Here is a 26,394-nt window from a genome sequence, read left to right on the forward strand (position 1 = left end):
TTATGAAAGAATCATATGAGGTTGTTCTAGGTGGCGTGGTTAAAGAAGATATTATTGTTCTCCTGAAGGACCTCGAGAGTCATTCGGAGCGCGTTGACGATGTGACAGCCTCAGAAGTACTCGGCATTGTGAGTTGCTTGGGCCTTGATCAAATTATGATTGCGGAGCTTTGTCATTTTGAAGGTGATGTTTGTGTGTCTGCTAAATTGTATGGTTTTGACATTGTATCTGCCTCCTCCGATTTTTTTGTGTTGCTTAGAGTTATAAAGTATGGGGAGGATGTTGATGTGGAATTGTGCTTTGATGATTCTATTTTTAGTGATGTTGATAAAGTCATGCTTCTGCTGCAGAAATATATAAAAGAGATTTCTGATAGAGTTCGTATGAAGGAGTATTACGGAGGGGTGGAGCCTGCCAAAGACTTAGAAACCCGATACTTTACTGGCGAAATGTTAGGCCCTCTGGTTACGCGTTTTCGCTGACAGGTGATAAGGGCTCTTTAATAATTGATTTTATTTTTTTACTTGACGGTGACTAAGTTAAGTTGGGCGGCACTAAACCGCCCATGTTTTTTATAAGACTTGTGAATTCAGTTTTCGACCAATCACGTCCAACAAATCACACCCATCCCTCAGAGGGATGGCCAGCAGCAATGCAAAATCGTGAAGCACAACCGCATCACTACTAATCTGCTCCCGAAACGCCAGGTTTTCCAAAAATTGAGTCACCGCACGAATACGGTAGGCGGCTGCATCATAGAGAACATCAAGGGGAGCTTGGGTGTCGATCACCAGCGCGGGGATGGTTGAATCGTGGCCTGTCAGGGGGATGTATCGGGTCATTTTCAAACTCTCTACTTAAGTGATTGATGCCACCACTCAAACGTCGCCAAACGAATGGGTGACAGCTGTACGCAGGTTGGCGAACCGGCAGTAGAGAAAACCGGCAGACCCGAAGGTCTCCCGCGCACAGCCGTCATAAGACGACTTTGCAGGCGCGCAAGTGGCTGCAAAAAAGCCATCAGCTTGCGCATTCTCTACCGTCAGGTCGCCAAACCTGAATCGCCATGTGGGCGACCGGCGGACTATAAGCCTGCGGCATGAAAGGGTGCAAGTCGCCAAGCTGTCCTTGTAACAACTCTAAGTGGTCGTAGCGAGAAAACCCTCGACTACACCGCCGTGCAAGAACGCGGTTTCAACCTCGACGGCCAGCCAATCAGCGGTGCAGTCAACGGCCAGGGCCCACTGGCTTTGGACAGCCGCGCGCCCTCGATCACCCGCGTGCAAGGCCTGCCGGAAATCGCCCCGGTGGATAACAGCCACAAATACCTCATCGAAACCAACCCGGCGCTCACCGACCTCAAGCAATTCATGAGCTCCGACTACCTGCTCGGCAAACTCGGCTATAACCCCGACGCCAGCTGGAAGCGCCTGGGCGACGGTCTGTACGAGCAGCGCCTGATCCGCGAAGCCGTGGTGGCCCGCACCGGCCAGCGCTACATCAACGGCCTCGCCAGCGATGACCAACTGTTCCGCTACCTGATGGACAACGCCATCTCCTACAAGGATTCGCTCAACCTGCAACTGGGCGTGTCCCTCACTGCCGAGCAAGTCGCGGCGCTGACCCACGACATCGTGTGGATGGAAGAAGCCGAGGTCAACGGCCAGAAAGTCCTGACCCCCGTGCTCTACCTGGCCCAGGCCAATAACCGCCTGGCCCCCAACGGCGCGCTGATCCAGGGCCAGGACGTGAGCCTGATCACTGGCGGCGACCTGCACAACAGCGGCACCCTGCGTGCCACCAACAACCTGAACATGGTCGCGGGCAACATCGACAACAGCGGCCTGATGCAAGCCGGCAACCGCCTGGAAATGCTCGCCACCGACTCGATCCGCAACAGCCGTGGCGGCATCATCAATGGCCGCGACATCAGCGCCACCGCCGTGACCGGCGACATCATCAACGAGCGCACCGTCACCACCTTCAAACAGGACGGCCAGGGCTACCAACTGCGCAACGACGTGGCCAGCGAAGCCTCACGCTTCGAAGCCACCGACACGCTCAAGCTGAACGCCGGGCGCGATGTGCTCAACGTCGGCAGCAACCTGAAAGCCGGTGGCAACGCCAGCGTGACCGCCGGGCGTGATGTGCTGATCGCCAGCCAGACCGAACAGGACGACTACGCCTACCAACGCCGCCGCATCAGCGGCACCGAGCAAACCATCCTGCAACACGCCTCCGCCGTGGACGTGGGCGGCAACCTCGCCATCGACGCCCGCCGCGACATCGCAGTCGTCGCCAGCACCGTCAGCGCCGCCAAAGACCTCAGCGTCAAAGCCGGCGAAAACCTGACCCTGGCCGCCGCCGCCAACGAACAGCACGACTACTCCAAAGGCAAAAAAGGCGGCACCAAAACCACTACTCAACTGGACGACGTCACCCAACAAAGCGCCGAACTCAAAGCCGGCGGCGACCTGATCGCTGTCGCCGGCACCGACCTGACTTTGGTTGCCAGCAAGATCAGCGCGGGTAACGAAGCCTATGTGCACGCTGATAACGAATTGCAAATGTTGGCGGCGCAAGACAGTCATTACTCGCTGTATGACATGAGCAAGAAGGGCAGTTGGGGCAGCAAGAAGACTCAGCGTGATGAAGTGACCGATGTGAGGAATGTCGGGAGCGAGATCAAGACTGGGGGGGATCTGACGCTGGAGAGCGGTGGGGATCAGAAGTATCAGGCGGCGAAGCTTGAGAGTGGTGGGGATATTGCGATTGTCAGTGGCGGGGCGGTGACGTTTGAGGCGGTGAAGGATCTGCATGACGAGAGCCACACCAAGAGCAAGAGTGACATGGTGTGGACGAGCTCCAAAGGCAAAGGCAACACCGACGAGACGCTACGTCAGACGCAGATGATTGCGCAAGGTAGCGTCGTGATTAAAGCGGTCGATGGTTTGAAGATTGATATCAAGCACATTGATCAGCACACCGTCAGCCAAACCATTGATGTGATGGTTAAGGCCGACCCGCAACTGGCTTGGTTGAAAGAAGCCGAGCAGCGCGGGGACGTGGATTGGCGCAAGGTCCAAGAAGTTCACGATAGCTTCAAGTACAACAACTCAAGCCTGGGTGGTGGCGCGGCGTTGGTCATCGCCATCATTGTCACTTACTTCACCTGGGGCGCTGGAGCGGGTCTTGTGGGAGCGGCGTCTACTACAACAACCGGTCTCGTTGCGAACTCGGTGGTTACTGCGGTCGCAGTCAAAGGCGCGACAAGTACCATCAACAACAAAGGGAACTTAGGCGATATTGCCAAGGATGTGACGTCGGGCGATAGCCTGAAAGGCTATGCAATCGCAGGGCTCAGTGGGGCGATAGCGAAGTTTGCCGGCGTCACCGGTGAATTCACTGCCGCAGACCTTGGGAGGCAATTGGCGGTCAACTCGGCGCTGAGAACTGTCACCAATGGCGGCAGTTTTACTAAGAATATCGGTCAAGCAGCTATTGATCTGACTGCCAGCGTTCTCTCTGGAATGATTTATGAGCGTGTGGGGACCGAACTCGTTGGTTCCAACCTTTCCACTAAGGTGGCAGTGCATGCGATTGTCGGAGGATTAATCGCCGAAGCGACAGGAGGAGATTTCGCTTCTGGTGCTATTGCTGCTGGCGCGAATAAAGCCCTGATACAAACGTTCGGTGAGAAGTTATTCCCTGGCGAGGCCCACGATCGCGTGTTGGCCATGACTTCCCAGCTAATCGGAATGACGGTTGCGGCAGGTGTGGGTGGGAGTGCAAAAGACCAAGAGGTAGCGGGGTGGGTAGCGCAGCAGGGCACAATTTATAACGAGCTGCAGCACAAGGAGGTTGAAGCGCTCATTGGTGAGGCTAAAACCTGTACTGCAACAGACAGTTGCAGGGACGTCATCAATAAATATGCTGATTTGAATGAGGCTAACGAAAAACGCCTGAATGCTATTTGTGAAAGCGATCCTGCTAAGTGCAAGGAAGCTTATGGCGACTGGGTGGCGAGCTATGACAAAACCCATGAGATGATTTCTCAAGTACGAGCCCACGGTGACCTACCTGATGAGGTGGAACGCATGCTGGGGGCAGTTGACTTGCTGAACGTCAACTCCCGATTGAAGGTGGTTGGTGTAGGCATTGTCGATGGTGCTTTGCAGGCAGCGAGTAACGCGGCTGGGGAAGCAGGCGTTGACATAGCCCCTGAGACGGTGGGTATGCTTTCCAAGTGGACAGCTATGCTGTTTGGAGTTAAAAAAGCGGGCGGTGCAAATGCAAAGCCACTGGTAACTAAAGGAAGCGATGTAACTCCAGAAATTATCCAGAAAGCACTGAGGGATGACAAAACTATTAGTGCGCAAGATGGTGTTTCTCTGCCAATGATTCAACGGTACGTTGATAGGCTCCTTAAAGGGGATGTTGCTCCACCAATTAAAATGGATGGCAATGTTATTGTGGATGGGAATCATAGATATATTGCAGCTAAAATACTTGGTAAGGAGCCTGAGATAGATCCTGGTGTGTTGACTAGCTACAAAGCTAGTAAGAAAAGGCCAACCGTTAATCTTGAGATTTCACCTTTAGATTGGGATAACAGATGATTACTGTAAGGTTTGAGACGGGTGACAATTTACAGCTTCCTATTGAAAGCTTTGTCGGAGCGGATCTTAAGGGGATAGATTTTCATCGTGCTATATTTGAGTATCTGGATTTTAGTCGGGCTGATTTTACAGGTGGTGATCTGAGGAATTCCGTTTTTTATTTTTCTGTGTTAGATCATGTGTGCATGGAAAATGTTTCAATGGTTAATGCAATATTGACAGGGTCTAGAATGAGGGGGAGTAATTTGTCTGGGGCGTTACTAATGTATTCTGATTTTTCTAATGTGGATTTAGGCTTGGCAAATTTAAAGGGCGCTAATGTAGATGGTTGCGACTTTCGAGGCGCTGATTTTTCCGGGGCGGATGTCAGTGTTGTTGGGTTGGAAGCGTGTAAGCTTCAGGGGGGGGTATATAATAATTTAACTAAGTGGCCAGAAGGCTTCAGTCCAGGAGTTTATGGGTTGTTAAGAAAGTAAAAGGAAATGTTTTTTTGTTTGAGGTTCTGGAAGTGAGAGCTAAAGAAGACTTGGAAAAAAAGGGGACAGATTTGAATGGCACTTACTTAACCTTCTTCGGATGCCCATTCTCGCGTACCTCGGCCCTTGCCAGCCTTCGTGCCTGCATCAGCATGGGGTAAGGCTTGGGTCTTCGTTTTACAGCGCGGGGCTCGATTCTACCGGGTCGATTTCCAACACGTTTTCGGGCAATCAATTTGAGCAGGCTCAACACGTCCTCGTCGTCTTCTCCCGCTCCGTAATGCCTCAGTGCAAGGCATAGCTGAAGGCTATGTTTGAAGCTCAGCTCTCGCGGTAAACAATCCTCCAATAGCGCCGATTGGGCCATGATCATCCGAATCAGATTATGCGCCAGCAGATACACCCATAACTCTTTGACGGCCATGGCAGGCGTCTTGCAGCTCAGCGTTTCAAGCCTCAGCGTTGTCTTGAGATTGCGCAGATCCAACTCAGCATGCCAACGGTCCTTGTACAGAGATTTCAGCCCAGCCTTGGGCGCTTGCTGTGGGCAGTTCAAGGTGGTCACCAGGATTTTTCCACCGGTTTTCAGTTCACGTACTGTCAGTGTTTGCGGTGCATCGTCGTAGTATGTCTGGCTCATCCAGGAGGGTCGTTGTGGGGGCTTTTTCAGCTCAACCAAATGATCTTCCGGACCCAACGATTGCCCAAGTTGAAAGTCGGTACTGCGCCGCCTGGCGCCGTATTGTTCGAACACACCATCGATCCCGCGACGTTGCAGTTCGCACAGCAAAAAGTACGTCGCGTAGTCGCGTAGTAGGCATCACCCAGCACAATGTCGCCTCGGTTCAGCGTGTCGAGCATCGTTCTGAGAAGTGTTTGTTCATCACCACCTTTGCCTCGAAAGCGTCCCAGCGAGGCGTCTAAAACGGAACCGCTGGCCAGGCAAATAATCCCAACCAAACGGCAGATGGGGAAACCCAGCCCGGGCTTCTGACCACGAGATTGCGGATAAGCCTCTTGGTTGGCGGCGGTGTCCGGCAGGGTCACCGTGGTGCCATCCACGAGGCGCACCGGGCGACCCATCCAGCGCCATGCCGCTGGCGCGTTGTGACTCATCGCAGATCCCGTGGAGCGCAACAATGTTGACACCATCTCTACCGGCAACCGCGCCCGAGCTTTGCAATAAGCGCCGGTGTGTACGCTGCTGGGCTTTAACCCATTGCAAGAGCGTTTGATTGAAAAGTCGTTCACGGCATTCTGGCAAGAGCGGTCTGCATTCATGGCCTGGGCTAGAAACATCGACAGTGTTTCGGTGGGCGGGAACAGCCGTTGACGATGCTTGGGCATCATTGACTCGACACGCTGAAGCAGCTCTGGATCGGCGAGCAGCTTGAAGAATGCATGGGCATTGCTGTTTTTTGCGTGCTGATGAGCGCGCTGCTGTTGATGCCTGACGATTTGACGTCTACGATTCACGCGGGCTGTCCTTGTTCGAGTGGTGTGTGTTCGCAACTATCACCGTAGACCAAGGACGGCCTTTTTTTCATTTTTTTGCAGCTGAATCAGCTAGTTAGCTGTTAAGTAAGTGCCATTCGGGACAGATTTTTTTTTCCATGTCTAGTCCTGAAATAGGTTCACCCTGCCAGACAAACTCCGCGCACTCATCAAAAATATGCGCCAATGCATTTACATATTTGCGTATATGCATACTAACGCCTAGGGTTACCCCGAGTCAGATCGCAACGCCCCCATCAAATATGGGCCATCTTGAACGTCGATAGCTCAGCAACACCGCTACACGTTTACCAGCAGGACGCTGGTTTTCACTCATGGAGGATTGAAAAATGTTATCCACTGAAACAACCCGACTCACCGCCGACACACCGCCCAATTGCCTGGTCGGCCATCTGCTCGATCCGCAACTGGTCGAAGTCAAAGCGGCTGCACAGCCCCAAGCAATGGCTGCCGCCAGTCTCAATTTCAGCATGCAGAGACAAACCCAGAGCAATTGGTGCTGGGCGGCGCTCTCTGCCTCGGTCGGCAACTACTACGGCACCGGGTCCTGGACCCAGTGCGGTGTAGCCAGCAGCGAGCTTGACCGCAACTGCTGCAATCAACCTGGACCGTGCAACGTCTACGGCTATCTGGATTCCGCCTTACGAACCACGCGCAGCTACAACGGCATGAATCAAGGCTCGTTGCAAATGTCGGCCATCCAGAGCCAGATCAACAGGGGCCGCCCCATCGGTTTGCGTTGTGCCTGGTACGGTGGCGGTGCGCACTTTTTGGTGATCTATGGGACCAACGGCAACTACCTGTTGATCGCAGATTCGATCTACGGTTACTCGACCCGTGCGTTGAACGCGTTCCCTGGTTCGTACAACGGCGGCGGCAATTGGACCAACACTTACTTCACCGTAAAAAACTGAGGAGGGCTGCATCATGCAACTGATTTATCCAAAGGCGCCCTCAAACGGCGTACAGACACTGCGTCCGGCGTTGCAAGCCGCGCTGCAAACCCAGGGCCTGGGGCGCAATCACTCATTCGCGGCCGCCGCACCGGGCAACATCAGGCTGAGCGAAGCCTATCGTGGCTACTCGCTCACCCTCGAGGATTTGACTCAGGGTAAAGGTCTGAAAGACGCTGAGGTCGGCGATTGGCATTACTTGGTGTTTGCCGATGGCGTGACGATTGCGGATGCGCAATTGGCCGACGTAGGCGGGCATGTCGAGTTCGCTTCGCTCAACCACGGGCCCCTGGCTGCGGCGACGGTGGATGCGCTGAAACTGGCGGAACAGTCCGCGCAATTGCAAGGTAAAACCGTTGAGCTGCGAGTGCTGTTCATCTCGGCATTGCACGTTGTGGCAATCTGGCTGCACGCAGACAGCGAAGATGTGCTGATCCCGATTGAGCCGACCCCCAAGGAACTGGCGGTCACTCAGTTGTACAGTGAGGCGGCGCTGCTCATGCTGCTCAAACCGGCGGCTGATCAGGCCCGTAAGCGCTTCGACGCGGACACCAGTGGACTGTTGGGCAGTTGATCAACCCTTAGGTAATCACCGGACACTGTCCGGGTTTGCCTTGTAAATAAAGGCGCCGCCTGTAAAAAGGCGGAGTTGAATGGAGTTTTTCCATGATTCGTGCACCTTGGGGAAATAAGCAGTATTGGGATGATCATGAGGCAAAAGATCTGCAATGGATTGAGCGTGTCAGTAAGATTCTGTCGGAGCCTTCGGCTAATCCCGTATATAGAGCGCAATTTACATTCGACTTTGCCAAAGATAATTTGCGTGCGGCTATACGGGGCTACTCGAGTGGTGGAAATATTACGACGATTGCAACATTCTTCCCCGGCGTTCTGGATGCATGGGAAATTTCCAACCGAGAGTCCGACAAAATATGCGCTGAAAATGATCTTAAGACTTGCCGAGACTGGACCTTCGAACTAACCGATTTAAACCATTACATCTATTGTTTCTGGTTGGTGGGGCTAGCGCTTGCTCTGGAGATTCCCGATGAGCAGTGGCTTCGATTGGTTGCGTTAATAGGTGATGGGGGGCAGGACATTCTGCTGGATCGGATCATTGCGTACCGCCAACCAGAGCGGGAAATTGGGGAGAAGCTGCTACACGCCAAGCCATATGCGAGACTGCTCAAGGCAATTGATGCGCAACAGGCGCGGCAAGCAACTCTACTGCTGGCGTTCGTGGAGCATTGGTATCCAGAGCTGAACAGGCGCGGTAAACAGCAACCGTGGTGGTACATTTATGGTGATCCGGTAATGCACCCACTTGAGATGGGAAGCTACTTCGGCCGCTGGTGTTTTGAGGCGGCCGCCGCCGTGAAAGTATTTGGGCTTGACGACAGCGATTGCATTGGGCACGAGCACTATCCGGGTGATTTGCTACATCCCAATGAGAAAGTGATACCAACACCTAATTCAAGTGCCGAGTCTGGGTGGTGGGGGCGGTTGCTGGGGCTGAAAAGCCGTAAAGACAGCAAAAGGCACTAGTATTGGTGTGGCAGTGGGAGAAGGGGATATGGTCTCCAATCCGAAATAGGCTTACACCTGTTTCGGGACTAAATATCCTTTTATCCGTCATCTTGCTATATGGCGTGAAGCTAGCGCTGTTTATTCTTTTTTATTAAAAGTCTCGGTATGTATAATAAAGAGAAGTATGAGATCAAGGTAATAAAGTAAATAATAAATAGCGCGCCCGAAGAGAATATTGCATATGTGAATAGGTGTGTGCCAAACAATCGCCATTTCAAGTTGTGAGCCGCCAGATCATGCGGGTAAAAATAGCTCACGGATACGATCATATAGATAAAGCTCGATAAAACTATCAAGCCGAACAGATATTTGCTGATGGTCATGTTTGCATATTGATCGGCATCGATGATCATCCCCTTGCGGACCTTCAAGAAAAAGATCACCGCAAATATCGGTCCGAGCAAGCCAATGTAGTTTGTTATGACTGTGGAGCTGAAAGGGAAGTTAGACGACCAAAACCCTACCACGCCGAGCAGGTAGGTGTTTATGAAGCTTTCAATATTTGTATAGGGCGCGGATGTGGCCTTTGCAGGAAATAAAAAAGCTATGAAAAATATAGGTGCCATGGTCATTGCAATGAATAAATAGGGCAGAGGTATGCACTGTTTGATTGACTTGTTCATTGCTCGGAAATCCTGTTGTACGATTTTTAATCCTAACACGCTGGGCCCGGACAAGACTCGGCTCGCCCGGACCCTTTGTTTTAGTTAAGAATCAGGTTGTTGATCTCATCGACTTTGGCTGCATCAAAATAGGCAGCGGTGGCTGCCATCATCAAGGCCACCACGACGACTCCAGCGGCAGCCGACGCAAAAACAGGAAAGAAGAACGCCATGCTGGTGGCGAGCAAAATTCCAGCACCTGTGCCGACTGCCATCGCTTCAAGTTCAAGCATCAGAGGCTTCCAGTCGCCGGTTTGAAAACCGGAAACGGTTTTCTCGCGGATGGCTTCTGCTTGTACGACTTTACCGACCACACCGAATGCTTTGCCCAAACGGGTGATGTTATCCGCAAAGGTCGCCTTATCCAGTGCATTCAGCGCATCGACCACTGCTTGGGTGTCCAACGCATTCAGTTTCATAGCGGGGTTAGCGCTGATTTTCTCAAAGGTCGCCATTGCTTCTGCATAACTTCTGACTTTCTTGCCAGCGATCTCAGCTTGCATGTCTTGGGCAACTTTGCTCAAGTTGGCACCATATTTTTGAAGCATTTGTTCATTGGCAGTCGATACGAAGCTGACAGCGTCTGTATAGGCAGCCTTTTCATCGGGTGTGAGCTCTTTGGTAACGGTAACTGCGGTTTCGCCTTTGATCACGACCTCAAAGGGCATAGCGCCATGAGCGTCAAATACGCTTTGAAGCGTATTTGCAGCCGCTTCGCCGATGGCCGCTTTGAAACCGGCAGGCATCGAATCGTAGGTGTGGTTGGCGGCGGATACGGAGCCGTTAAATTGATAACTACCGTCCTGACCCTTATTGAGGGTGCCTTGCAAGGTCAGGGAAAGATTGTCTATCCACGTTGCAAGCTGCCAGGACGTGGCGTCTGGCGTAAAAGGAATGTTGCCAATGGAAATCGGCGACGTTCCAATTGGCGCTGAGGCTAGAACATCATTGAACACAGCGCTTGAGATGCTCGGTGAGTTCAGCCCGAACAGGTTGATTGAGGTTTCGGTTGGAGTACCTTTGCCGTAAAGAAAGTGCCCAACGGCCGCGACCGGAGTCAGGTCACCGCCCGAGAGGCCTGGAGAGGAGGTTACGCCACCTGATTGGAAATATTGCTGGGCGTAATTCAAACCATGGCCAGAAGTCAGGCCCGGATTAAAGTAAAGGTAGCTATCCGCAAACGGCACCGATTGCAAATCATGGACGATCCCTGGCGCTGGCCCCCCTGTCATTCCCCAGGTGACCTGTTCGTTGGCGATTTTGATTAGCATCTCGCGCCACAACCCCTGGCGATAATAAGCAAAGCGTTCCAGCATCTGCCCTTGGAACACAACTGCCGGGTTCGGCGCGGGAAACGGCAGGCCTCCAGGATTTGCCGGGTAACCGGGCTCGGTGGCAGTGACGACGATGGGTGGAAGAACGATAGTCATGAGTCGATATCCTTATCGATATATATTTCGGTCAATTGCTGGGAATTACCCCTCTGGCTCAGCCTCTCCGCGCTGCTCGTCGGTAGCGATGAATCGGCATAAGATGAGGCCTGCTGATACTGTGTATCCATACAGTGAGGTTTTCAAGGCAAAAATATGCATTTGTGCATTTTTTCTGATGTACGGGTTATTTCCGCACTCAAGACGCGCCGAACGCTCCTGGCGGTCTGCCCTAGAAAGGAGAAACGATATGATGCCCACAGCCTCTTCCTGTAACTGCCGACATAGCGCGCTTCTCTCAAAACGAGCAAACGCCGCGATGGCCTGCTGAAATGAACGCGCCTACCGCATTAGCTGCGCTCGCCGCTAACTATGGACACGGCCACATCGTGGCGCCCCATCGACATGACGAGGGCCAGCTCGTTTATGCCATCAACGGTGTGATGCTGGTGTCGGTGGAGGCGACCGCCTGGGTGGTGCCTTCCGGGCATGCACTGTGGGTGCCCTCTGGGCTGGAGCATCAGATCCGCATGACCGGTGAAGTGCGTATGCGCACCTTGTTGATCTCGCCGGGGGCGCATCGTGGCTTGACGACGGAGTGCGAGGTCATCAGGGTTTCGCCGCTGTTGCGTGAGCTGATTATCGCTGCCGGGGATAAGCTCGACAGTGAGGCGGCATTGGTGCGCCACGCACAGATTGTCGAGTTGATTTTCTCGGAGCTCGACAGGGCACAAAGGGTGCTGGCGCATGTGCCGATTCCGGATGAGCCGAGGCTCAAGTTGTTGTGTGCGGGCTTTATCGACAACCCTTCCCAGGAGTCGACACTGGAGAGTTGGGCACTACAGCTCAATATAAGTTCGCGCACCTTGGCGCGGCTGTTCCGGAAGGAGTTGGGCATGAGTTACGGCGAATGGCGCAAGCGCACGCGGTTGCTGCTCAGCATGCAGCGGCTGGCCAGTGGCGTGTCGATCCTGGAAGTGGCGTTGGAGCATGGTTATCAGAGCCCGAGTGCGTTTACTGCGATGTTCAAGCGCACCATGGGTTATACCCCGAGTAACTGTCGATTGGTGTGATTTGATTTGGCGATAGGCTTCCCTGTCAGCCTCGGTCCAAATGTGGGAGGGGGCTTGCCCCCGATGGCGGTAGGTCAGTTACAGATTTGCTAACTGATACTCCCTCATCGGGAGCAAGCCCCCTCCCACATTTGCCCCGAGTACTGCCAAGCCACCCCGCACCTTGTCCCAATCAAAACGATGGTTGTCCAGAACTCGGGAGATGCACACCCCGTTGCGCTTTTACCCTGCGTCTCTACTTGGCCTTCTGGATTTCTTTGATGGGTTCGCCTTCTTTTTCCCCACGGCATGGCCGTCTCTCACTGCTCGGCGTGGCGGTGGCGTTGTTGGTGGGTTGTTCATCCTGGGTTGCCCACTCGCCAGCACAGCCACATCCCGAACGAATCAATGCCCTGAGCCATCTGCCGCAAGGTGTTTCGGCCCAGGCATTACCCGAGCGCTGGTGGCAGTTGTACAACGATCCACAGCTCGATGGGCTGGTGCAGCAGGCATTGCTGCACAACCGTGACCTGGCGGCAGCCCAGGCCCATGTGCAGGCGATGCTGGCCGGGATCATGCAGGCTGATGCCGAGCGTTGGCCGGCCACCCAGGCGTCACTGGGGGCGGCTTATGGCAAGACCGCCGATGATCAGACCCTGGCCAAGGCCACCGATAGCCATGCACCGTCAGAATGGGCGTTCAACCCGGGCTTCGAGCTGGCGTATCAAGTGGATGTGTGGGGCCAGGTCCAGCGCACGATCGAACGAGCCCAGGTGCAAGCCGCGGCGGCGCAGGACGCCGAGGACCTGTTGCGCATCACGGTCGTGGCGCAAACCACCCGCGCCTATGTGAATGCTTGTGCCCTCGGTGCTCGTGCCAAGGTCCAGCGTCATTCGTTGGACGTGGTCGGGCGCAGCCTGGTGTTGATCGATCGCCAGCGCCAGGCCGGTGTGGTGACGGACCTTGAATACACGCGTATGCAAGCCTTGCAGGGCGAAACCCAGGCCTTGCTGCCGATGCTGGAGGCGCGTCGACAGGCTGCGCTGTATGAACTGGCAATGCTGACCGGCGTGGCTGATTTGGAACAAGGCGCTGGCGCTGCGAGCTGTGAGGTGGTTCCACACCTCAATGCCGAACTGCCGGTGGGCGATGGCTGGCAATTATTGGCGCGCCGCCCCGATATCCGTCAGGCCGAGAGAGCGTTGCAGGCGGCCACGCTGCAAGTGGATATCGTCCAGGCCGACCTGTATCCCAAGGTCACCTTCGGTGCTTCAGTGTCTTCCTCAGCCAACAAATTCCATGAGCTGGGCGACAGCAGCGCGGTGATGTTCGGCATTGGCCCGCTGATCACCTGGCAGTTTCCCAATTGGCGCGCCAACCGCGCGCGGGTCAACCAGGCGCGGGCGCTTGAGCAGGTGGAGGTGGCGCAGTTCGAGGCCAGCGTGCTCAAGGCCCTCAAGGAGGTGCGCCAGGCCCTGGCGTTATACGACGGCGAACGCCAGCGCCACGCGGCCTTGAGCCAGGCACTGGACAGCAGCCGCCACGCCTACAGGTTGGCCCAATTCAACTATGACGCCGGGTCTATCGACTTTCTGGATGTGTTGGACAGCGAACGTGAACTGATCCGTTTGCAGGCCACGCGCGTCGATGCCGATGGCCAGTTGCTGCAACGGCAGATCAGCTTGTTTCAGGCGCTTGGCGGTGGTTGGCAGCCTTCAGCGCCCACCCACGCTCACACCACTTTTTCCGGTACCCAACCATGAATATCGCTGTTGATGAAAAAACTGCTGTCCAGGATGAACAGGCGCATACGCGCAACCCACGCCGCAAAAGGCATCTGCTCCTGCTGGGCGGCGCCGCGCTGTTGATCGCTGCAGTGGTGTTCGGCGTGTACTGGATGACGGTCGGCCGGTATCTGGAACAGACCGATGATGCTTATGTGCGGGCCGACTGGATTCCCATCAGCCCGAAGGTCTCAGGCTATGTGGCCGAGGTGGTGGTAGAGGACGATCAGCCCGTCAAGGCCGGTGACGTGCTGGTGCGCATCGAGGACCGTGACTACCAGGCGCGCTTGGCACAAGCTCGTGCAGAACTGGCCGAGACCCAAGCCTCGGTGGCAGCGCAAGAGGCCAACCTGCACGTCACCGATAGCCTGATCGCCCAGCAAAAGGCCGGGGTTGCCCAGGCTGAGGCTCACGCCCGCAGTGTGGCCGCAGAATTGCGCCGCGCAAGCCTCGACCAGCGCCGCTACGAAGAGTTGGTGCGCGACCACGCCGCCAGCGCCCAGCGTCTGGAAACGGCCGCCGCCAGCTACACCCAGGCCAATGCCGCGGTAGAAATTGCCAAGGCCATGCAACGCCAACAGGAAACCCGCTTGACCGTGGCCGTCACCCGACGCCAATTGGCCGAAGCTTCGCTCCAGCAGCAGATTGCCCGGCGCAGTCAGGCCCAGGCGCAGTTGAACCTGGCGACCCATGCCCTGGAAGACACTTTGATTCGCTCGCCCATCGACGGCGTGGTGGGGCAGCGCAAAGTGCGCACCCGCCAGTACGTCGCGCCAGGCTTGCCGCTGCTGGCAGTGGTGCCCTTGCAGCAGGCCTACGTGGTGGCCAACTACAAGGAAACCCAGTTGCGCGACATGCGTGCCGGCCAACCCGTGGACATCAGCATCGACAGCTATTCAGGACGCAAGCTCAAGGGCCATGTGATGAGTTTCTCGCCAGGTTCCGGGGCAGTGTTCGCGCTGTTGCCGTCGGACAACGCCACCGGCAATTTCACCAAGATCGTGCAACGCTTTCCAGTGAAGATCGTCATTGATGAGCATGACGAAGGCGGACCTATTCTGCCGGGCATGTCGGTGATCACCACGGTGGACACTCGCCCAGATAAGCAGGGCGCTGCACATGACTGAAGCGGCTGAAAAGAGCGTCTCCTTTCGCGCCTGGGTGGCGGTAATCGGGGGGCTGTTCGGCTGTTTCATGGCCGGAATGAACGTGCACGTGACCAGCGCCGCGCTGCCTGAGATCGAAGGTTCCCTGGGGGCGACGTTCGAAGAAGGCTCGTGGATTTCCACCGCCTACCTGGTCGCGGAAATCGTGATGATCCCGCTGACCGCTTGGTTGGTGCAGGTGTTCTCTCTGCGGCGTGTGATGCTCGTGGGCTCGTTTGTGTTTCTGGTGGCGTCCATAGCCTGTTCATGGGCGCCTAACCTGGAAGTGATGATCATCATTCGGGTGATCCAGGGCGCTGCCGGCGCAGTGCTGATTCCCTTGTCATTCCAACTGATCATCACTGAACTGCCGCCCAGCAAGATCGCGATGGGCATGGCCTTGTTCGCGCTCTCCAACAGCGTCGCCCAGGCCGCCGGGCCGTCCATTGGTGGCTGGCTGACCGATGCCTATTCCTGGCGCTGGATCTTTTACCTGCAACTGGCCCCTGGCATTCTCTTGCTGTTGGCGGTGGCATGGTCCATCGATGCCAAACCCATGCAGTTGAGCCTGCTCAAGCGCGGCGACTGGGGCGGCATCATCGCCATGATCGTCGGCCTGGGGGGCTTGCAGATTGTGCTGGAAGAGGGCGGGCGCAAGGACTGGTTCGGCTCCGATTTCATCGTGTGGATGTCGCTGGTCGCAGGCGTTGCCCTGGTGTACTTCGTACTGTCGCAGCTGTATGGCAGCCGCTCCTTTATCAACCTGCGTCTGCTCAAGAGCTACAACTTCGGAGTAGCCAGCGCGGCGATGTTCATCTTCGGCGGGGCCACGTTCGGCCTGGTGTTCCTGGTGCCCAATTACCTCTCCCAGTTGCAGGGCTACAACGCCCGGGAGATTGGCATCAGTCTGATCGCCTACGGCATGGTGCAACTGGTACTGGCGCCGTTCATGCCGCGCCTGATGAAGTGGCTCAATCCGAAACTGATGGTCGCCAGTGGCTTTTTCATCATGGCCCTGGGGTGTTACCTCGGTGCGCACCTGGACGTGGACAGCGCTGCCAACGTGATTATTCCTTCTACCGTGGTACGGGGCATCGGGCAGCCGCTGATCATGGTGGCGCTTTCGGTACTGGCGGTGTCCGGGCTGGCCAAAGACGAAGCCGGCTCTGCCTCGGCGTTGTTCTCCATGCTGCGTAACCTTGGCGGTGCCGTGGGTACGGCGGGCCTGACGCAGATCGTCGCCCTGCGCGAACGCTTTCACTCCGAGCGGGTAGGGGAGTCGATCACACTGTTTTCCCCGTCCTTGCAGGAACGCCTGCGCGCCAGCATGGCTGACAGCGAGGGTTTTATCTTCAACCAACTGTTGCCCGCTCAACAGCAGGTTATCGAGGGCTTGATCCACACCGTGCGTCGCGAGGCGTACCTGATGGCCTATAGCGATGCGTTCTATGTGTCCTGTATCGCGTTGATCTTGTGTGGTGTCGCGGCCTTGGCATTACGGCAGTCAACCAAGAACGCTTAACCACGCCAAGGAGGTGTTGAACTTGTACAGCCCACTGCGTTTGGTTGGAGCCCACTATCTGCCCCCCGGAAAAGAGGAGCTCTCTCATGCAACAACCCGATACCCTGGTCCGTAACCCGCTCGGCAACCCTGTAGTCGCCCGCGTCACCGTGAATGGCGATGCGCGCAGCGTGTGGAGTATCGTCGGAGATTTTGCGGGTTTCGCGAAATTCATTCCGGCGTTGTCCCATATCGAAATGACGGGCGAGGGCGTGCGTTCGGTCCGCAAGAAACTGTTCAAGGACGGCAATGTGGTGATTGAGCAACTCAACACCCGTGACGACCAAGCCATGACGATGACCTGGTCACTGATTTACACCTCACTGAATATCGGCAACCTGTGGGCGCTGATGGAAGTGGCGCCGCAAGGCCCTAACCAGAGCCTGGTGACCTGGACCATCATTGGCCAGCCCTGCACTGGCGGCAAGGTGGATCTGCCGGCGTTCGAAGCGTTCCTGCAAGGCTTTGCCGATGATGCGATGAAGAACCTGCAGGCGCTGTTCAACTGACATAGAACGAGCAGGCAGTGGCTGATTCCGTGGCGAGGGAGCTTGCTCCCGTTGGGGCGCGAAGCGGCCCTGAGAATAGGACTGCTGCGCAGTCCAGCGGGAGCAAGCTCCCTCGCCACAGAAGCATTCTGCTGTTTTAAGCGTTAGTTGACGGTCTGATCAATCCCCGCCTGCAAGGCCTGGCTCTCTCGATGGCCACCGGCGCGCAGAAGGCCCAGGTTCAAGGCTTGATCCTTGCGCGTAGCGTCGTCCTGTTTCTGGGTCAGTTCGTCCTTGGCCCCGAGTGCGAGGTTGACCGGTGATTTGGAGACATTCAGCCCGACATCGGCGCGGTAGTCGCTGCCTGCCAGTGTGGTTGCGGTGACCCTGGAACCGCCCAGCTCGACCTTGCCATGCTCGGCACTGATCCGCGCACCCGTGAGGCGCGTATCACCACCGACCTGCAGACTGACGCCCTGGCTGCCGCGAATGCCTGACGCCTGAGCGACGCTGTCCTTGATCACATGGCTGACGTCCAGGTTCAGGGTCGGGGTGTAGTTGGTGTTGCCACTCTTGTCACCGAACAACACGCTTTCAGCCGTATCGGCCACCTTGCTGCCGGTGGTGTTCTTGCCGCTGACAACGTAGCTGTCGCTGGTTTTTGGCCAGACCTTGTCCTTGAAGCCCGACAGGCGCGTGCCCAGCGCATCCTTCTTGTCTGCCAGGTAAGCCTTGGCCTTGTCCACGCGGGTGCCGAACGCGCCGCGGGGCTCGGGGTTCACGTCGTAACTGGCGCTGCGGGTGAGTTTTTCTTCCAGGCGTTCCTTGGCGTTGACCACGCTGTCGAGCACTTTGTCCTTGGCCGCAGCCAGGTGCCCGGTGCCCTTGTCGACCACGTTCTCCAATTTGTCGCGATGCTTGTCGAACGCGCCTTCGGCCTTGGCTTTTACGGTGTCCTTGAGCGGGCCGCTGGCCTTGGCGAGTTTATCGACCACGCCAGGCTGGTTTTTCTCGACATCCAGTTTGGCATCGACATGAACCTGGGTGCTGTTGACCTGGTCCTTGCGGCTTTCGACAACGAGGTCGCCGCCCACCTTGCCGCTCACCTGCTCGGCGTCGATGCGTGCGCCCGCCAGACGGGTATCGCCGGCACTGTTGATGACCACGGTATCGGCCTTGATCAGGCTGTCGTGCTGGGTGGTGCCTTGCACGTGATCCACATCGACCTTGGCCCGCGCATTGATGCCGCGTTGGGTCTTGGGTGTCTCGTGTTCACCGGCGTCGGCCAAGGTGGTCTTGCCCACGCTGGCGCCCGCGCCCAGGGTCACGCCCCAGCTGTCATGAGCCAGGGTGGATTGTGCCGACTCCTGCAGGACGCCGCCGTTTTGTGCGTCGAGGTTGACGCTGGCCGCGCTGACCTGAGTACCCTGCAAGTGAATGGCATCGGCTGCATCGGCACCGCTGGCGAGGCTGACCTTGCCGTTGCTGTGCAGTTGCCCGACGACTACGCCCTGGTCATCTTCGGCCACCTTGCCGATGTTGAAATTGGCGCTGAGGTTGCCGGTCTTGCTGCTGCTTTCGGCGCTGCTGGTTTTGCCGGCGCCAAGGGTCAGGCCGCCGCCCAGGTTACTGCCGTTGCTGACGTGGCGGTGGGTGGCGGCTTGCAGGTCCAGCTTGCCGCCGGCATTGAGGCTGATATCGCCGGTCTTGGCGGTGCCGGAGCCGATCTGCGTACCTTGCAGGGTCATGTCGCCGCCGCTGCCGAGTTGGATCGGCCCGTTGCCCTGGAGCGTCGCGACGCGTGCCTGGCTGTCCTGGGTGTCGAGGCGCTGGTTATCCAATTGCACACCGGCACCGAGGTTGATGTTGGTGCCATTGGCGCCGGGCGCTGTGCCCACGGTCAATGACGCGTTACCGCGCAACGTGCTGCTGGTGTTGCTCTGGGTGTCGTTAGCCTGGTTGAGCGCCAACTCACCGCCGGTCTTGAGGTTGACGCCTGCCTGGCCGCCGTTGAACTGGCTGCCTTCATAACTTGCATCGCCCTTGGTCTGGAGGCTCACGCCCTGGGTGCCCGCGTAGCTGCCGACCACTGCCGTGCTGCTGGCTTGGCGTACATCACGGCTGCCGCCACTGCCGCTGCCGCGTACATTCACGTCCTCGCCGGTGGTGGTGTAGACCCGCACGCCGACCTTGGCGTCCACGCCTTGCTCGCTGCTGCTGTGGGTATTGGCTGCCGCCTTGGCGATATGCTCGCCGGCATTGATGGTCAGCCCGCCCTTGGTGGCGCGGTATTGCGTGCCCTCATCCTGCAACTTGCCGATGCTATCGACCTGCACCGTGGCGCCACTGAATTGGCTGACCACGGCGGTGCTGTCCTGTTGTGTGCGGGTGCTGTGGGTATGCCCGACTTCCACGTCCAGCCCGACATTGGGTTGTTCGAATGCATCCAGCAAACCCGGCTGATGGAACTTGGCCTGGGCCACGCCTTCAACAGCTTTTTCGATCGGGCGGGTAATGCCTTTGTATTCCACATTGGCGCCGACATCGGCGGTCCAGCCGTTTTGCTTGTGGGTACTGGTCTCGGTGGAATGGGCGGCCAGGTTGTCGATCTGGCCCGCGTTGACCCGCAGCTCGGTGCCGGCCTTGGCCTGGGCACCCTCGCTGGTGAAGGTGTTGCCAGCATTGATGGTCAGCTTGCCGGTCGCGGCCACGGTGCTGGTTTGCGCGGTGGTTTTTTCAGCGGTGTCGTGGCTGCTCTGGTGGCTGAACTGAGCACCATTGCCTGCCCGATCAATGCCGCCGGTGTAGTAGAAACTGCCGCCGGTGGTGGTCTTGTCGACGGCTTCGGTGTGCTGGTCATGGGCGGCCAACAGCTCGACGTTTTTGCCGCTCAGGCTTGCATCGCCTTCGGTTGCCTGGAGGTTGGAGCCGCTGATGCTGACGTCACCACCGGCGTTAACCGCCACACTGGCGCCGTTGATGCTTGAAGCCTGCTGCCCGGTGGTGTCGGTCTGGCGGGTTTGCTGCTGGTCTTCATAGCTCAGGCCCGCACGGTACTGGCGGCTGACACCTTCAGTTTCCTTGGCGTAGCCATCGAAGCCGCGGGTATGGGTACTGGTGGTGTCGTGGGCGGTGTTCTGCGCCGCAACGACCTTGATATCGCCCTTGGCATTCGCTTGCAGCTCACCCGCGGCAGACACCTGGGAGCCACTCACCTTGATGTCCTTGGCGCTTTGCAGCTTGAGGTTGCTGTCCGAGCGCAGGTTACTGGCAACCACGGTGCTGTCCTTGAGGTTCTTGCGGCTTTCATCCTTGGAGATGCCGAAGAACTTACTGTCGTTGCTGTAGCGGTTGTCGTGGGAGGTGTCTTGTACGCCGTCGATCACCAGCGAGCCTTTGTCGCTGATGACACTGGCCTGCTTGCCGCCTCGGGCCTGGCTGCCGCTGATGCGCACGTCGTCTGCCTGGACGATCAGCTTGCCGTCGGCATTCACCTTGCTGGCGGTGTTCAAGGTCTTGCCCTGGTTGCCGTCGCCGTTCTTGCCGAAGAAGCTGCCGCCGGTGAGGTCGCCTGCGTAGGTGTTGTCACTGCTGCTTTGGGTGCGGCTGGTGCTGGTGATGTCCACTTGGCGGCCTGCCAATTGGATGTCCCCTGGGGTTTTCAGCTCGGCGCCCTGCAATTGCAGTTTCTGTTTACTGGTCAGCTCCAGCGTGTGGCCGGCCTTGAGGCTGCTGGTGATGCTGCGCTGTTCGCTGCTGGATTTGTCCCAGTTGGCTTTCCACAGGTGCTTGCGATGGTTGCCCTGGTCGCGGGTCTCATGGGTTTCGGTAGCGGCGGTCACCTGCAGGTCGGCGCCGCTGTTGACGCGCAAGGCGTGGCCCGCTTCGACGTGGCTGGCTTTGATGTCGGCCTTGGCGCCGGAAGACAATGCCGCGTCCTGTTGGGCGACGAGCGTGTTGCCGTGCTGGCGGGAATCCTTGTCGGTGGTGGTGCGGTCGTAGGTTTCGTAGGTGAACAGCAAGTTGCTGTTGTCCCACTGTTCACGCTTTTCCTGAAGCTTGCGGCTTTCCAGGCTGCTGAGGGTCAGGTTGCGCCCGGCATCCAGCTTGACGTTGCGCCCGCCTACGTCAGTGGCGGCCAGGTTCAAGTCCTTGGCGCTGTGCAAGTCGACGTCGCCCTGGCGGCTCTGCACCCCGGCGCGGGTGGCGTCGAGGCTGTTGGCGTGGACTTGGCCGCTGACATCGAGGTCACCGGCCGAGCTGATCTTTACACCGTCAGTGCCTTGCACCTGCACACCACCCACACGTACCCCGGCCCCTTCGGCGGTGCTGATGATATTGATGCGCCCGGCCTGCATCGCGCCGAACAGGCGTGCGTCGATGCGTTGCTCCTGGGCCTTGCCGGCCGGGTCGACCTGGCGTACTTCGCCGCTGGCGAAATCCACCTGGTTGCGACCGACCGTGAGGTTCAATTGATCACGGGCACTGAGGCGACCCTCGCTGTCGATGCGTGGCGCGATCAGCTTGATGGAGCCCTCGCGGTTGTGCAGGCCCTGGCCCTGGATCGTCAGTTGGCCGTTGGCATCGCGGGTGTTCAAGGCTTGCAGCTTGCCGTCGTTGAGTTCCGGACGGCCCACCACCAGGTTGGCGTTCGGGGTGTTGATGAAGCTGCCGCCATTGACCGAAATGCCGTTGGGGTTGGCCAGCACATAATCGGCGGCCTGGCCGAAAATTTCCTGGGCGCCGTTGAGGGCCGAGGCATTGCGGCTGATCACTTCGTTGAGGATCACGCTCGCCGCCTGGCCCTGGAACTGCGGGTTGGCCGCCAGTTGCCCGGCCAGTTGGGATTGGCCGGCCTGCAAGGCGTTGTTCAACACCAGGCCCTGGCGGTCGACGTTGTAGTCCAGAAACTGGTTGTGGGACAGGCCGCCGGCATTCGGCGCGACGATGTTGACGATGGGCACACCGCCCTGGTCTTGCAGTTGCGGCGTGCCGCCGGGGCCTGTGACGACGGTCACGCCGCCAGCCAGTACCAACTGTGGCAGCAGAAACAGGCTGGCAATGGCCCAGCGCAGTTTGCCCTGGGGAGAAAGGTGAAAGCTGTGTGAAGTAGTCGGCATAAATAATTTCGCTCTGTGTTGGCTGATCCGCGACGTGCGTTGTTCGTTGCAACGCTGCTGTGGTGGTCAGGTACGGCGGTTGTCTCAGGCTAAAAACAGCGGTGGTTCATATTTGCAGGCTCAGGCGTGTCAGCCAGACCTCCGGCTCCTGGCGAAAGCCTGTGGGGGTGTTGAGGTTGCGTTGGTAATCGATGTCCAGTTGCACGTTCTTCCAGCTCAGGTTGAGCCCAGCACTGGCACCGCTCAGGCGTTGGCTCTGGGCGCCGTGTTCGTGCTTGACCCACGCATTGTCCAGGCCCAGGCGCGGGGTGAGCTTCACCGGCAAGCCCGTGTTGAGCGGCAGGCGCAAGGTGTTGCGCCATACCGCACCCATGGCGCCGGAGCTGCTGTTTTCGCGGTAGCCACGCACGGCCGAGTCATCGGTGATCAGCAGTTGTTCGATGGCAGGCAATGCATCCTCGCTGTACTGCACCGACAGCTGGCTTTGCCACTGCCATGGCTGCGCCGACCATTGGCCGTTGCGCCATTGGGTGAGGTTGGCGCGGTACTTGTGGAACTGTGCCTTGGGGTGTTTTTTTTGCACCTGGTCGGCATCCCGATCGGCGCCGAACCACGTCAGGCCCTGGGCGTAATTGACGTCCAGGTTCCATACCGCACTATTGAGCCAGAACAGGTTGAGGCCCGCTTCGGCCACCGTCAGCGTCGGGCTCTGAATGTCCAGACGGACCTTTTGCAGGTAACTGTCGACGTCCTTGTAGGCCAGTTGCAGGTTGGCGCTCAGTTGGTGGCTCTGGTCGCGCCACAGCACGCGGTCGCTGCGCAGGCTGAGCTGATCGGTGCGGCCACTGTTGTAAAGCGTCGTGCGGCTGAGCTTGAACGGTGAGCGGTATTCGGCATGGCTGGCGAACAGGCTGTAGGTCCAGTAACCGTAAGGGATGGAATAGAACAGGCTGTGGCTGCGGCTGTAGCGTGGCCCATGGTTGAGCGTGTCACTGAAGCTCAGGTTGAGCGAGTCGTTGATTTGCAACGGGCTGTCCAGGCTCACGCTGATGGCGTTGCGATCACGGCCGGTGCCGGCGCTGCCGAGGTTATCCACCCCAAGCCCGAGCGCCCAGCGCGAGGCACTGCTGCGCGAGCGCAGGATGATGCGTGAGGCGCCGGGTGTGCTGCCGGGGGCGATGTCGGCGGTCAGGTCCACCGAGCGCAGGCGGTTGAGCTGGTCCAGGCCCTGCTCCAGGTCGCGCAGGTTCAGTGGTTTGCCGAGCATCCCGGGGAATGCCCCGCCCAGCGCCACCGGCAGGCTCTGATCGGCCAACTCGATGGCCTCCAGGTAGCCTTCTTCGACATGAATATCCAACGGCTGCCCGGCGGCCGGCGCACTGATCAGGTACGGCCGGCTGGCGATGTAACCGGCCTCGACGTACAGCTGGGTGATCTGCGCCAGCAGACGGTTGATCTGCGTGACGCCCATGCACGGGGTCACGTAGGGTTCGATGTGTTTGTCCAGCTCGCTGCGGGTGAACAGCGTAACTCCGGCCAGACGCGTACCGCTCAGGGGCCAGCAACCTTCATCCTTGGCAGTCTCTTTTGGCATGGCCGGCGTGGCCGGTTGCGTGCCGAAACTGCCGCGCTGCATTTGGCGCTGGCGTTGCTCCAATTGTAATTGCTGCAAATCGCGCTGCTGTTGCTGCTGCAAGCGCAGGGCTTCCTGGCCGGGCTGTGGGCCATCGGCGGCAGCCACCGGCAGCGCCCACAGGCAGAGCAGGGCGATGCCCAGTTTCCGGGTACAACACAGGTGTGCGGTTGAGAGCTGATGTGGCACTCGACTTCCTTAAACGTAGAAATACACGCGATGCATCCGCCCGAGCCAAACAGTGAACTCAGCGGGACTTGCCACACTTGAGTGAGTGGTAGACGGTTTGTTACATCGCTGTAGGATTTATCACACAATACGTAAGAAAGGTCGCGTAATTAAGTGCTTTTATGCGCATTTTTGGTGCGGACTGAGGTGTGCAGGCCCGTCATTCCTGCGCTTAAAGGCGTGTAAGTGGCAGAGGGATGGTTTGGATTGTTGTCAAGACTTCGCCTAATCGGCTGGGCCCGATCAAGGGACGGCAGCTTGCCTCGTTGCCAGATTAGGCTTTTGAATCCATTGGATATTCTGTAGCCTTGCGCAGCTTCAGCTTTACCCGTGCTTGATGAACAAAAACACTTCGTCCGGCGGCGCCCGAAGGGCTCCCGAGCCGGTGGTACACTCGACTTTCGCGCTACTGCGCCTGCAGGTCTTGCGAACATGACGCACATTTCCGAACGCCTACTGGTTCAAGCCCACCTCGACGCCAAACAGCCCAAGGTTCTCAGCGTTGCTGAAGAGGCAAGCTTGCGTACTGCCATCGCCGCCGAGCTCAAGGCTCAGGACGCGGTGCTGGTCGCCCACTTTTATTGCGACCCGGTGATTCAGGCCCTGGCCGAAGAAACCGGCGGCTGTGTTTCCGACTCCCTGGAAATGGCCCGCTTCGGCGCTGCCCACCCAGCCAAGACCGTGCTGGTGGCCGGTGTGCGATTCATGGGGGAGACCGCCAAGATCCTCACCCCGGAAAAACGCATCCTGATGCCTACCCTGGAAGCGACGTGCTCCCTGGACCTGGGGTGCCCGGTGGATGAGTTTTCCGCATTTTGTGATCAGCATCCCGAGCGCACCGTGGTGGTGTACGCCAACACCTCGGCCGCGGTCAAAGCCCGTGCCGATTGGGTGGTGACCTCCAGCTGCGCACTGGAAATCGTCGAGAGCCTGATGGACAACGGCGAGACCATTATCTGGGGCCCTGACAAACACCTGGGCACCTACATCCAGCGCCAGACCGGCGCCGACATGCTGCTGTGGGACGGTGCCTGCATCGTGCACGAAGAGTTCAAGTCCAAGCAGTTGGAAGACATGAAGGCGCTGTACCCGGATGCGGCGATCCTGGTGCATCCGGAGTCACCGACTTCGGTGATCGAATTGGCGGACGCGGTGGGTTCCACCAGCCAACTGATCGCTGCGGCGCAACGCTTGCCGAACAAGACCTTTATCGTGGCGACTGATCGCGGCATCTTCTACAAGATGCAGCAGCTGTGTCCGGACAAGGTCTTCATCGAAGCACCCACCGCCGGCAACGGCGCCGCGTGCCGCAGCTGCGCGCACTGCCCGTGGATGGCGATGAATACGCTGGAGCGTACATTGCAGTGTTTGCGTGAGGGCAGTAACGAGATTTTCGTCGAGCCGTCGGTGATTCCGCAGGCGGTGCGGCCGCTCAAGCGGATGTTGGACTTCACCCAGGCTGCGCGGTTGAAGCTGGCCGGCAACGCCTGAACACAAATCAAAATGTGGGAGCTGGCAAGCCAGCTCCCACAATTGATCGGCGATGTGCTTGAGTTACTTCTTTTGCTTCGGGATCCGCACCAGTTGCGTATCCGAATAGATGTCATGCCAGCTGCGTTTGTGTTTATCGAACAACGACCAGATAAACCCCAGCCCCACGCACAACCACGACGCAATCGACACCACAAAACGCAGCAACGCCTGCCACAGGCTGATCCGCGAGCCGTCGGCGTTTTGCACGCGTACGCCCCACACCTGCATGCCCAGGGTTTGCCCCGAATGGGTCCAGAACTTGGCGAAGAAACCAAACAGCACAAACAACAGGATCGTCGACAACAACGGGTCACCGTCCAGCGCGCCGGACTCGGTGAGTGTGCGCATCTTCGCTTCGCCGATGAAGGCGATCCACACCAGCTTGTAGATGAACGCCGTGACGATCAGCAGGGCGGTGCACAACAGGAAGTCATAGAACATCGCTGCCAGGCGGCGGCCCAGGCCAACGGCGGGGAATTCGCCCTGGGGGCTCAACAGGGGTTTGGACATGGCAGGGCTCTCTGGAGAAAGCACGCAGTTTACGCAATGGCGTGTCTAGTCCTGAAATAGATTTACACCTGTTTCAGTCTCAAAACGCCCGATGCATC

Annotated in this window: 17 protein-coding genes and 2 pseudogenes; 12 read left to right on the forward strand and 7 right to left on the reverse strand. The window is 57.8% G+C overall.

Annotated elements, in window-relative coordinates; genetic code table 11:
• Positions 1-2 precede the first annotated feature (2 nt).
• Positions 3-482, forward strand: coding sequence for a hypothetical protein (locus JH25_RS06860; RefSeq protein WP_032879705.1), 480 nt, complete (start codon positions 3-5; stop codon positions 480-482).
• Positions 483-572: 90 nt separating this feature from the next.
• Here JH25_RS06860 and JH25_RS06855 read toward each other — a convergent pair whose 3' ends face one another.
• Entirely contained in the window at positions 573-842 is a 270-nt protein-coding gene (locus JH25_RS06855) for a hypothetical protein (protein ID WP_032879706.1), read from the reverse strand.
• 339 nt (positions 843-1,181) lie between these two features.
• Between JH25_RS06855 and JH25_RS0127315 the strand changes: the two are divergent.
• A pseudogene (locus JH25_RS0127315) lies at positions 1,182-4,619 on the forward strand (hemagglutinin repeat-containing protein); the annotation flags it as partial.
• Positions 4,616-5,095: a pentapeptide repeat-containing protein gene (locus tag JH25_RS28275; protein WP_081883329.1), complete on the forward strand. Its 480-nt coding sequence runs from the start codon at positions 4,616-4,618 to the stop codon at positions 5,093-5,095. The pseudogene JH25_RS0127315 and the gene JH25_RS28275, both read left to right, overlap by 4 nt.
• 82 nt (positions 5,096-5,177) lie before the next feature.
• Here the strand turns inward: JH25_RS28275 and JH25_RS0127320 are convergent.
• Positions 5,178-6,571 (reverse strand): annotated as a pseudogene (locus tag JH25_RS0127320) (IS4 family transposase).
• Between the two features lie 368 nt (positions 6,572-6,939).
• On the opposite strand from JH25_RS0127320, the gene JH25_RS06850 reads away from it, so the two are divergent.
• The 3 genes from JH25_RS06850 (at position 6,940) to JH25_RS06840 (ending at position 9,108) form a co-directional block, all read left to right on the forward strand.
• Entirely contained in the window at positions 6,940-7,524 is a 585-nt protein-coding gene (locus tag JH25_RS06850) for a papain-like cysteine protease family protein (RefSeq protein ID WP_032879708.1), read from the forward strand.
• A gap of 13 nt (positions 7,525-7,537) precedes the next feature.
• The gene (locus JH25_RS06845; protein ID WP_032879710.1) at positions 7,538-8,137 is read left to right on the forward strand and encodes a hypothetical protein; all 600 of its coding nucleotides are present in this window, start codon (positions 7,538-7,540) and stop codon (positions 8,135-8,137) included.
• Positions 8,138-8,229: 92 nt separating this feature from the next.
• Entirely contained in the window at positions 8,230-9,108 is an 879-nt protein-coding gene (locus JH25_RS06840; RefSeq protein ID WP_032879711.1) for a PoNe immunity protein domain-containing protein, read from the forward strand.
• 110 nt (positions 9,109-9,218) lie between these two features.
• Here JH25_RS06840 and JH25_RS06835 read toward each other — a convergent pair whose 3' ends face one another.
• Together JH25_RS06835 and JH25_RS06830 are read right to left on the reverse strand one after the other, a co-directional pair.
• On the reverse strand, positions 9,219-9,773 hold the full coding sequence (locus JH25_RS06835; RefSeq protein ID WP_032879712.1) for a hypothetical protein: 555 nt from the start codon (positions 9,771-9,773) through the stop codon (positions 9,219-9,221).
• A gap of 80 nt (positions 9,774-9,853) precedes the next feature.
• The gene (locus JH25_RS06830) at positions 9,854-11,242 is read right to left on the reverse strand and encodes a lipid II-degrading bacteriocin (RefSeq protein WP_032879713.1); all 1,389 of its coding nucleotides are present in this window, start codon (positions 11,240-11,242) and stop codon (positions 9,854-9,856) included.
• 332 nt (positions 11,243-11,574) lie between these two features.
• Here JH25_RS06830 and JH25_RS06825 point away from each other — a divergent pair, with 332 nt between their 5' ends.
• The 5 genes from JH25_RS06825 to JH25_RS06805 all read left to right on the forward strand — a co-directional run bounded on the left by JH25_RS06825 (position 11,575) and on the right by JH25_RS06805 (position 17,293).
• Positions 11,575-12,315: an AraC family transcriptional regulator gene (locus JH25_RS06825; protein ID WP_032879714.1), complete on the forward strand. Its 741-nt coding sequence runs from the start codon at positions 11,575-11,577 to the stop codon at positions 12,313-12,315.
• A 260-nt stretch (positions 12,316-12,575) separates the two neighbouring features.
• Entirely contained in the window at positions 12,576-14,057 is a 1,482-nt protein-coding gene (locus JH25_RS06820; RefSeq protein ID WP_032879715.1) for a TolC family protein, read from the forward strand.
• Positions 14,054-15,205, forward strand: coding sequence for an HlyD family secretion protein (locus JH25_RS06815; protein WP_032879716.1), 1,152 nt, complete (start codon positions 14,054-14,056; stop codon positions 15,203-15,205). The genes JH25_RS06820 and JH25_RS06815 overlap by 4 nt, the downstream gene beginning before the upstream one ends.
• Positions 15,198-16,745, forward strand: coding sequence for an MDR family MFS transporter (locus tag JH25_RS06810; RefSeq protein WP_032879717.1), 1,548 nt, complete (start codon positions 15,198-15,200; stop codon positions 16,743-16,745). The genes JH25_RS06815 and JH25_RS06810 overlap by 8 nt, the downstream gene beginning before the upstream one ends.
• An 86-nt stretch (positions 16,746-16,831) precedes the next feature.
• A complete protein-coding gene (locus tag JH25_RS06805; RefSeq protein WP_032879718.1) occupies positions 16,832-17,293 on the forward strand; it encodes an SRPBCC family protein in 462 nt (153 codons plus the stop codon).
• Between the two features lie 143 nt (positions 17,294-17,436).
• Here JH25_RS06805 and JH25_RS06800 read toward each other — a convergent pair whose 3' ends face one another.
• Positions 17,437-22,392, reverse strand: coding sequence for a hemagglutinin repeat-containing protein (locus JH25_RS06800; protein WP_032879719.1), 4,956 nt, complete (start codon positions 22,390-22,392; stop codon positions 17,437-17,439).
• Between the two features lie 106 nt (positions 22,393-22,498).
• The gene (locus JH25_RS06795; protein WP_050549394.1) at positions 22,499-24,214 is read right to left on the reverse strand and encodes a ShlB/FhaC/HecB family hemolysin secretion/activation protein; all 1,716 of its coding nucleotides are present in this window, start codon (positions 24,212-24,214) and stop codon (positions 22,499-22,501) included.
• A 471-nt stretch (positions 24,215-24,685) separates the two neighbouring features.
• On the opposite strand from JH25_RS06795, the gene nadA reads away from it, so the two are divergent.
• Positions 24,686-25,744 (forward strand): quinolinate synthase NadA, encoded by a 1,059-nt coding sequence (gene nadA, locus JH25_RS06790; RefSeq protein ID WP_032879720.1) that lies wholly within the window; start codon positions 24,686-24,688, stop codon positions 25,742-25,744.
• A 63-nt stretch (positions 25,745-25,807) separates the two neighbouring features.
• Here nadA and JH25_RS06785 read toward each other — a convergent pair whose 3' ends face one another.
• Positions 25,808-26,296 (reverse strand): RDD family protein, encoded by a 489-nt coding sequence (locus tag JH25_RS06785; protein ID WP_005790850.1) that lies wholly within the window; start codon positions 26,294-26,296, stop codon positions 25,808-25,810.
• Between the last annotated feature and the right edge of the window lie 98 nt (positions 26,297-26,394).

Origin of the sequence: Pseudomonas sp. BRG-100 (assembly GCF_000737955.1) — a bacterium.
Taxonomy (GTDB): Bacteria; Pseudomonadota; Gammaproteobacteria; order Pseudomonadales; family Pseudomonadaceae; genus Aquipseudomonas; species Aquipseudomonas synxantha_A.

Excerpts from the sequence above, each read along its gene's own strand:
- JH25_RS28275 (WP_081883329.1), top strand. The coding sequence starts at position 4,616 with ATGATTACTGTAAGGTTTGAGACGGGTGACAATTTACAGCTTCCTATT.
- JH25_RS06860 (WP_032879705.1), top strand. The coding sequence starts at position 3 with ATGAAAGAATCATATGAGGTTGTTCTAGGTGGCGTGGTTAAAGAAGAT.
- JH25_RS06830 (WP_032879713.1), bottom strand. The coding sequence starts at position 11,242 with ATGACTATCGTTCTTCCACCCATCGTCGTCACTGCCACCGAGCCCGGT.
- JH25_RS06810 (WP_032879717.1), top strand. The coding sequence starts at position 15,198 with ATGACTGAAGCGGCTGAAAAGAGCGTCTCCTTTCGCGCCTGGGTGGCG.
- JH25_RS06845 (WP_032879710.1), top strand. The coding sequence starts at position 7,538 with ATGCAACTGATTTATCCAAAGGCGCCCTCAAACGGCGTACAGACACTG.
- JH25_RS06820 (WP_032879715.1), top strand. The coding sequence starts at position 12,576 with ATGGGTTCGCCTTCTTTTTCCCCACGGCATGGCCGTCTCTCACTGCTC.
- JH25_RS06850 (WP_032879708.1), top strand. The coding sequence starts at position 6,940 with ATGTTATCCACTGAAACAACCCGACTCACCGCCGACACACCGCCCAAT.
- JH25_RS06785 (WP_005790850.1), bottom strand. The coding sequence starts at position 26,296 with ATGTCCAAACCCCTGTTGAGCCCCCAGGGCGAATTCCCCGCCGTTGGC.
- JH25_RS06840 (WP_032879711.1), top strand. The coding sequence starts at position 8,230 with ATGATTCGTGCACCTTGGGGAAATAAGCAGTATTGGGATGATCATGAG.
- JH25_RS06855 (WP_032879706.1), bottom strand. The coding sequence starts at position 842 with ATGACCCGATACATCCCCCTGACAGGCCACGATTCAACCATCCCCGCG.
- JH25_RS06800 (WP_032879719.1), bottom strand. The coding sequence starts at position 22,392 with ATGCCGACTACTTCACACAGCTTTCACCTTTCTCCCCAGGGCAAACTG.
- JH25_RS06805 (WP_032879718.1), top strand. The coding sequence starts at position 16,832 with ATGCAACAACCCGATACCCTGGTCCGTAACCCGCTCGGCAACCCTGTA.
- JH25_RS06825 (WP_032879714.1), top strand. The coding sequence starts at position 11,575 with ATGAACGCGCCTACCGCATTAGCTGCGCTCGCCGCTAACTATGGACAC.
- nadA (WP_032879720.1), top strand. The coding sequence starts at position 24,686 with ATGACGCACATTTCCGAACGCCTACTGGTTCAAGCCCACCTCGACGCC.
- JH25_RS06835 (WP_032879712.1), bottom strand. The coding sequence starts at position 9,773 with ATGAACAAGTCAATCAAACAGTGCATACCTCTGCCCTATTTATTCATT.
- JH25_RS06815 (WP_032879716.1), top strand. The coding sequence starts at position 14,054 with ATGAATATCGCTGTTGATGAAAAAACTGCTGTCCAGGATGAACAGGCG.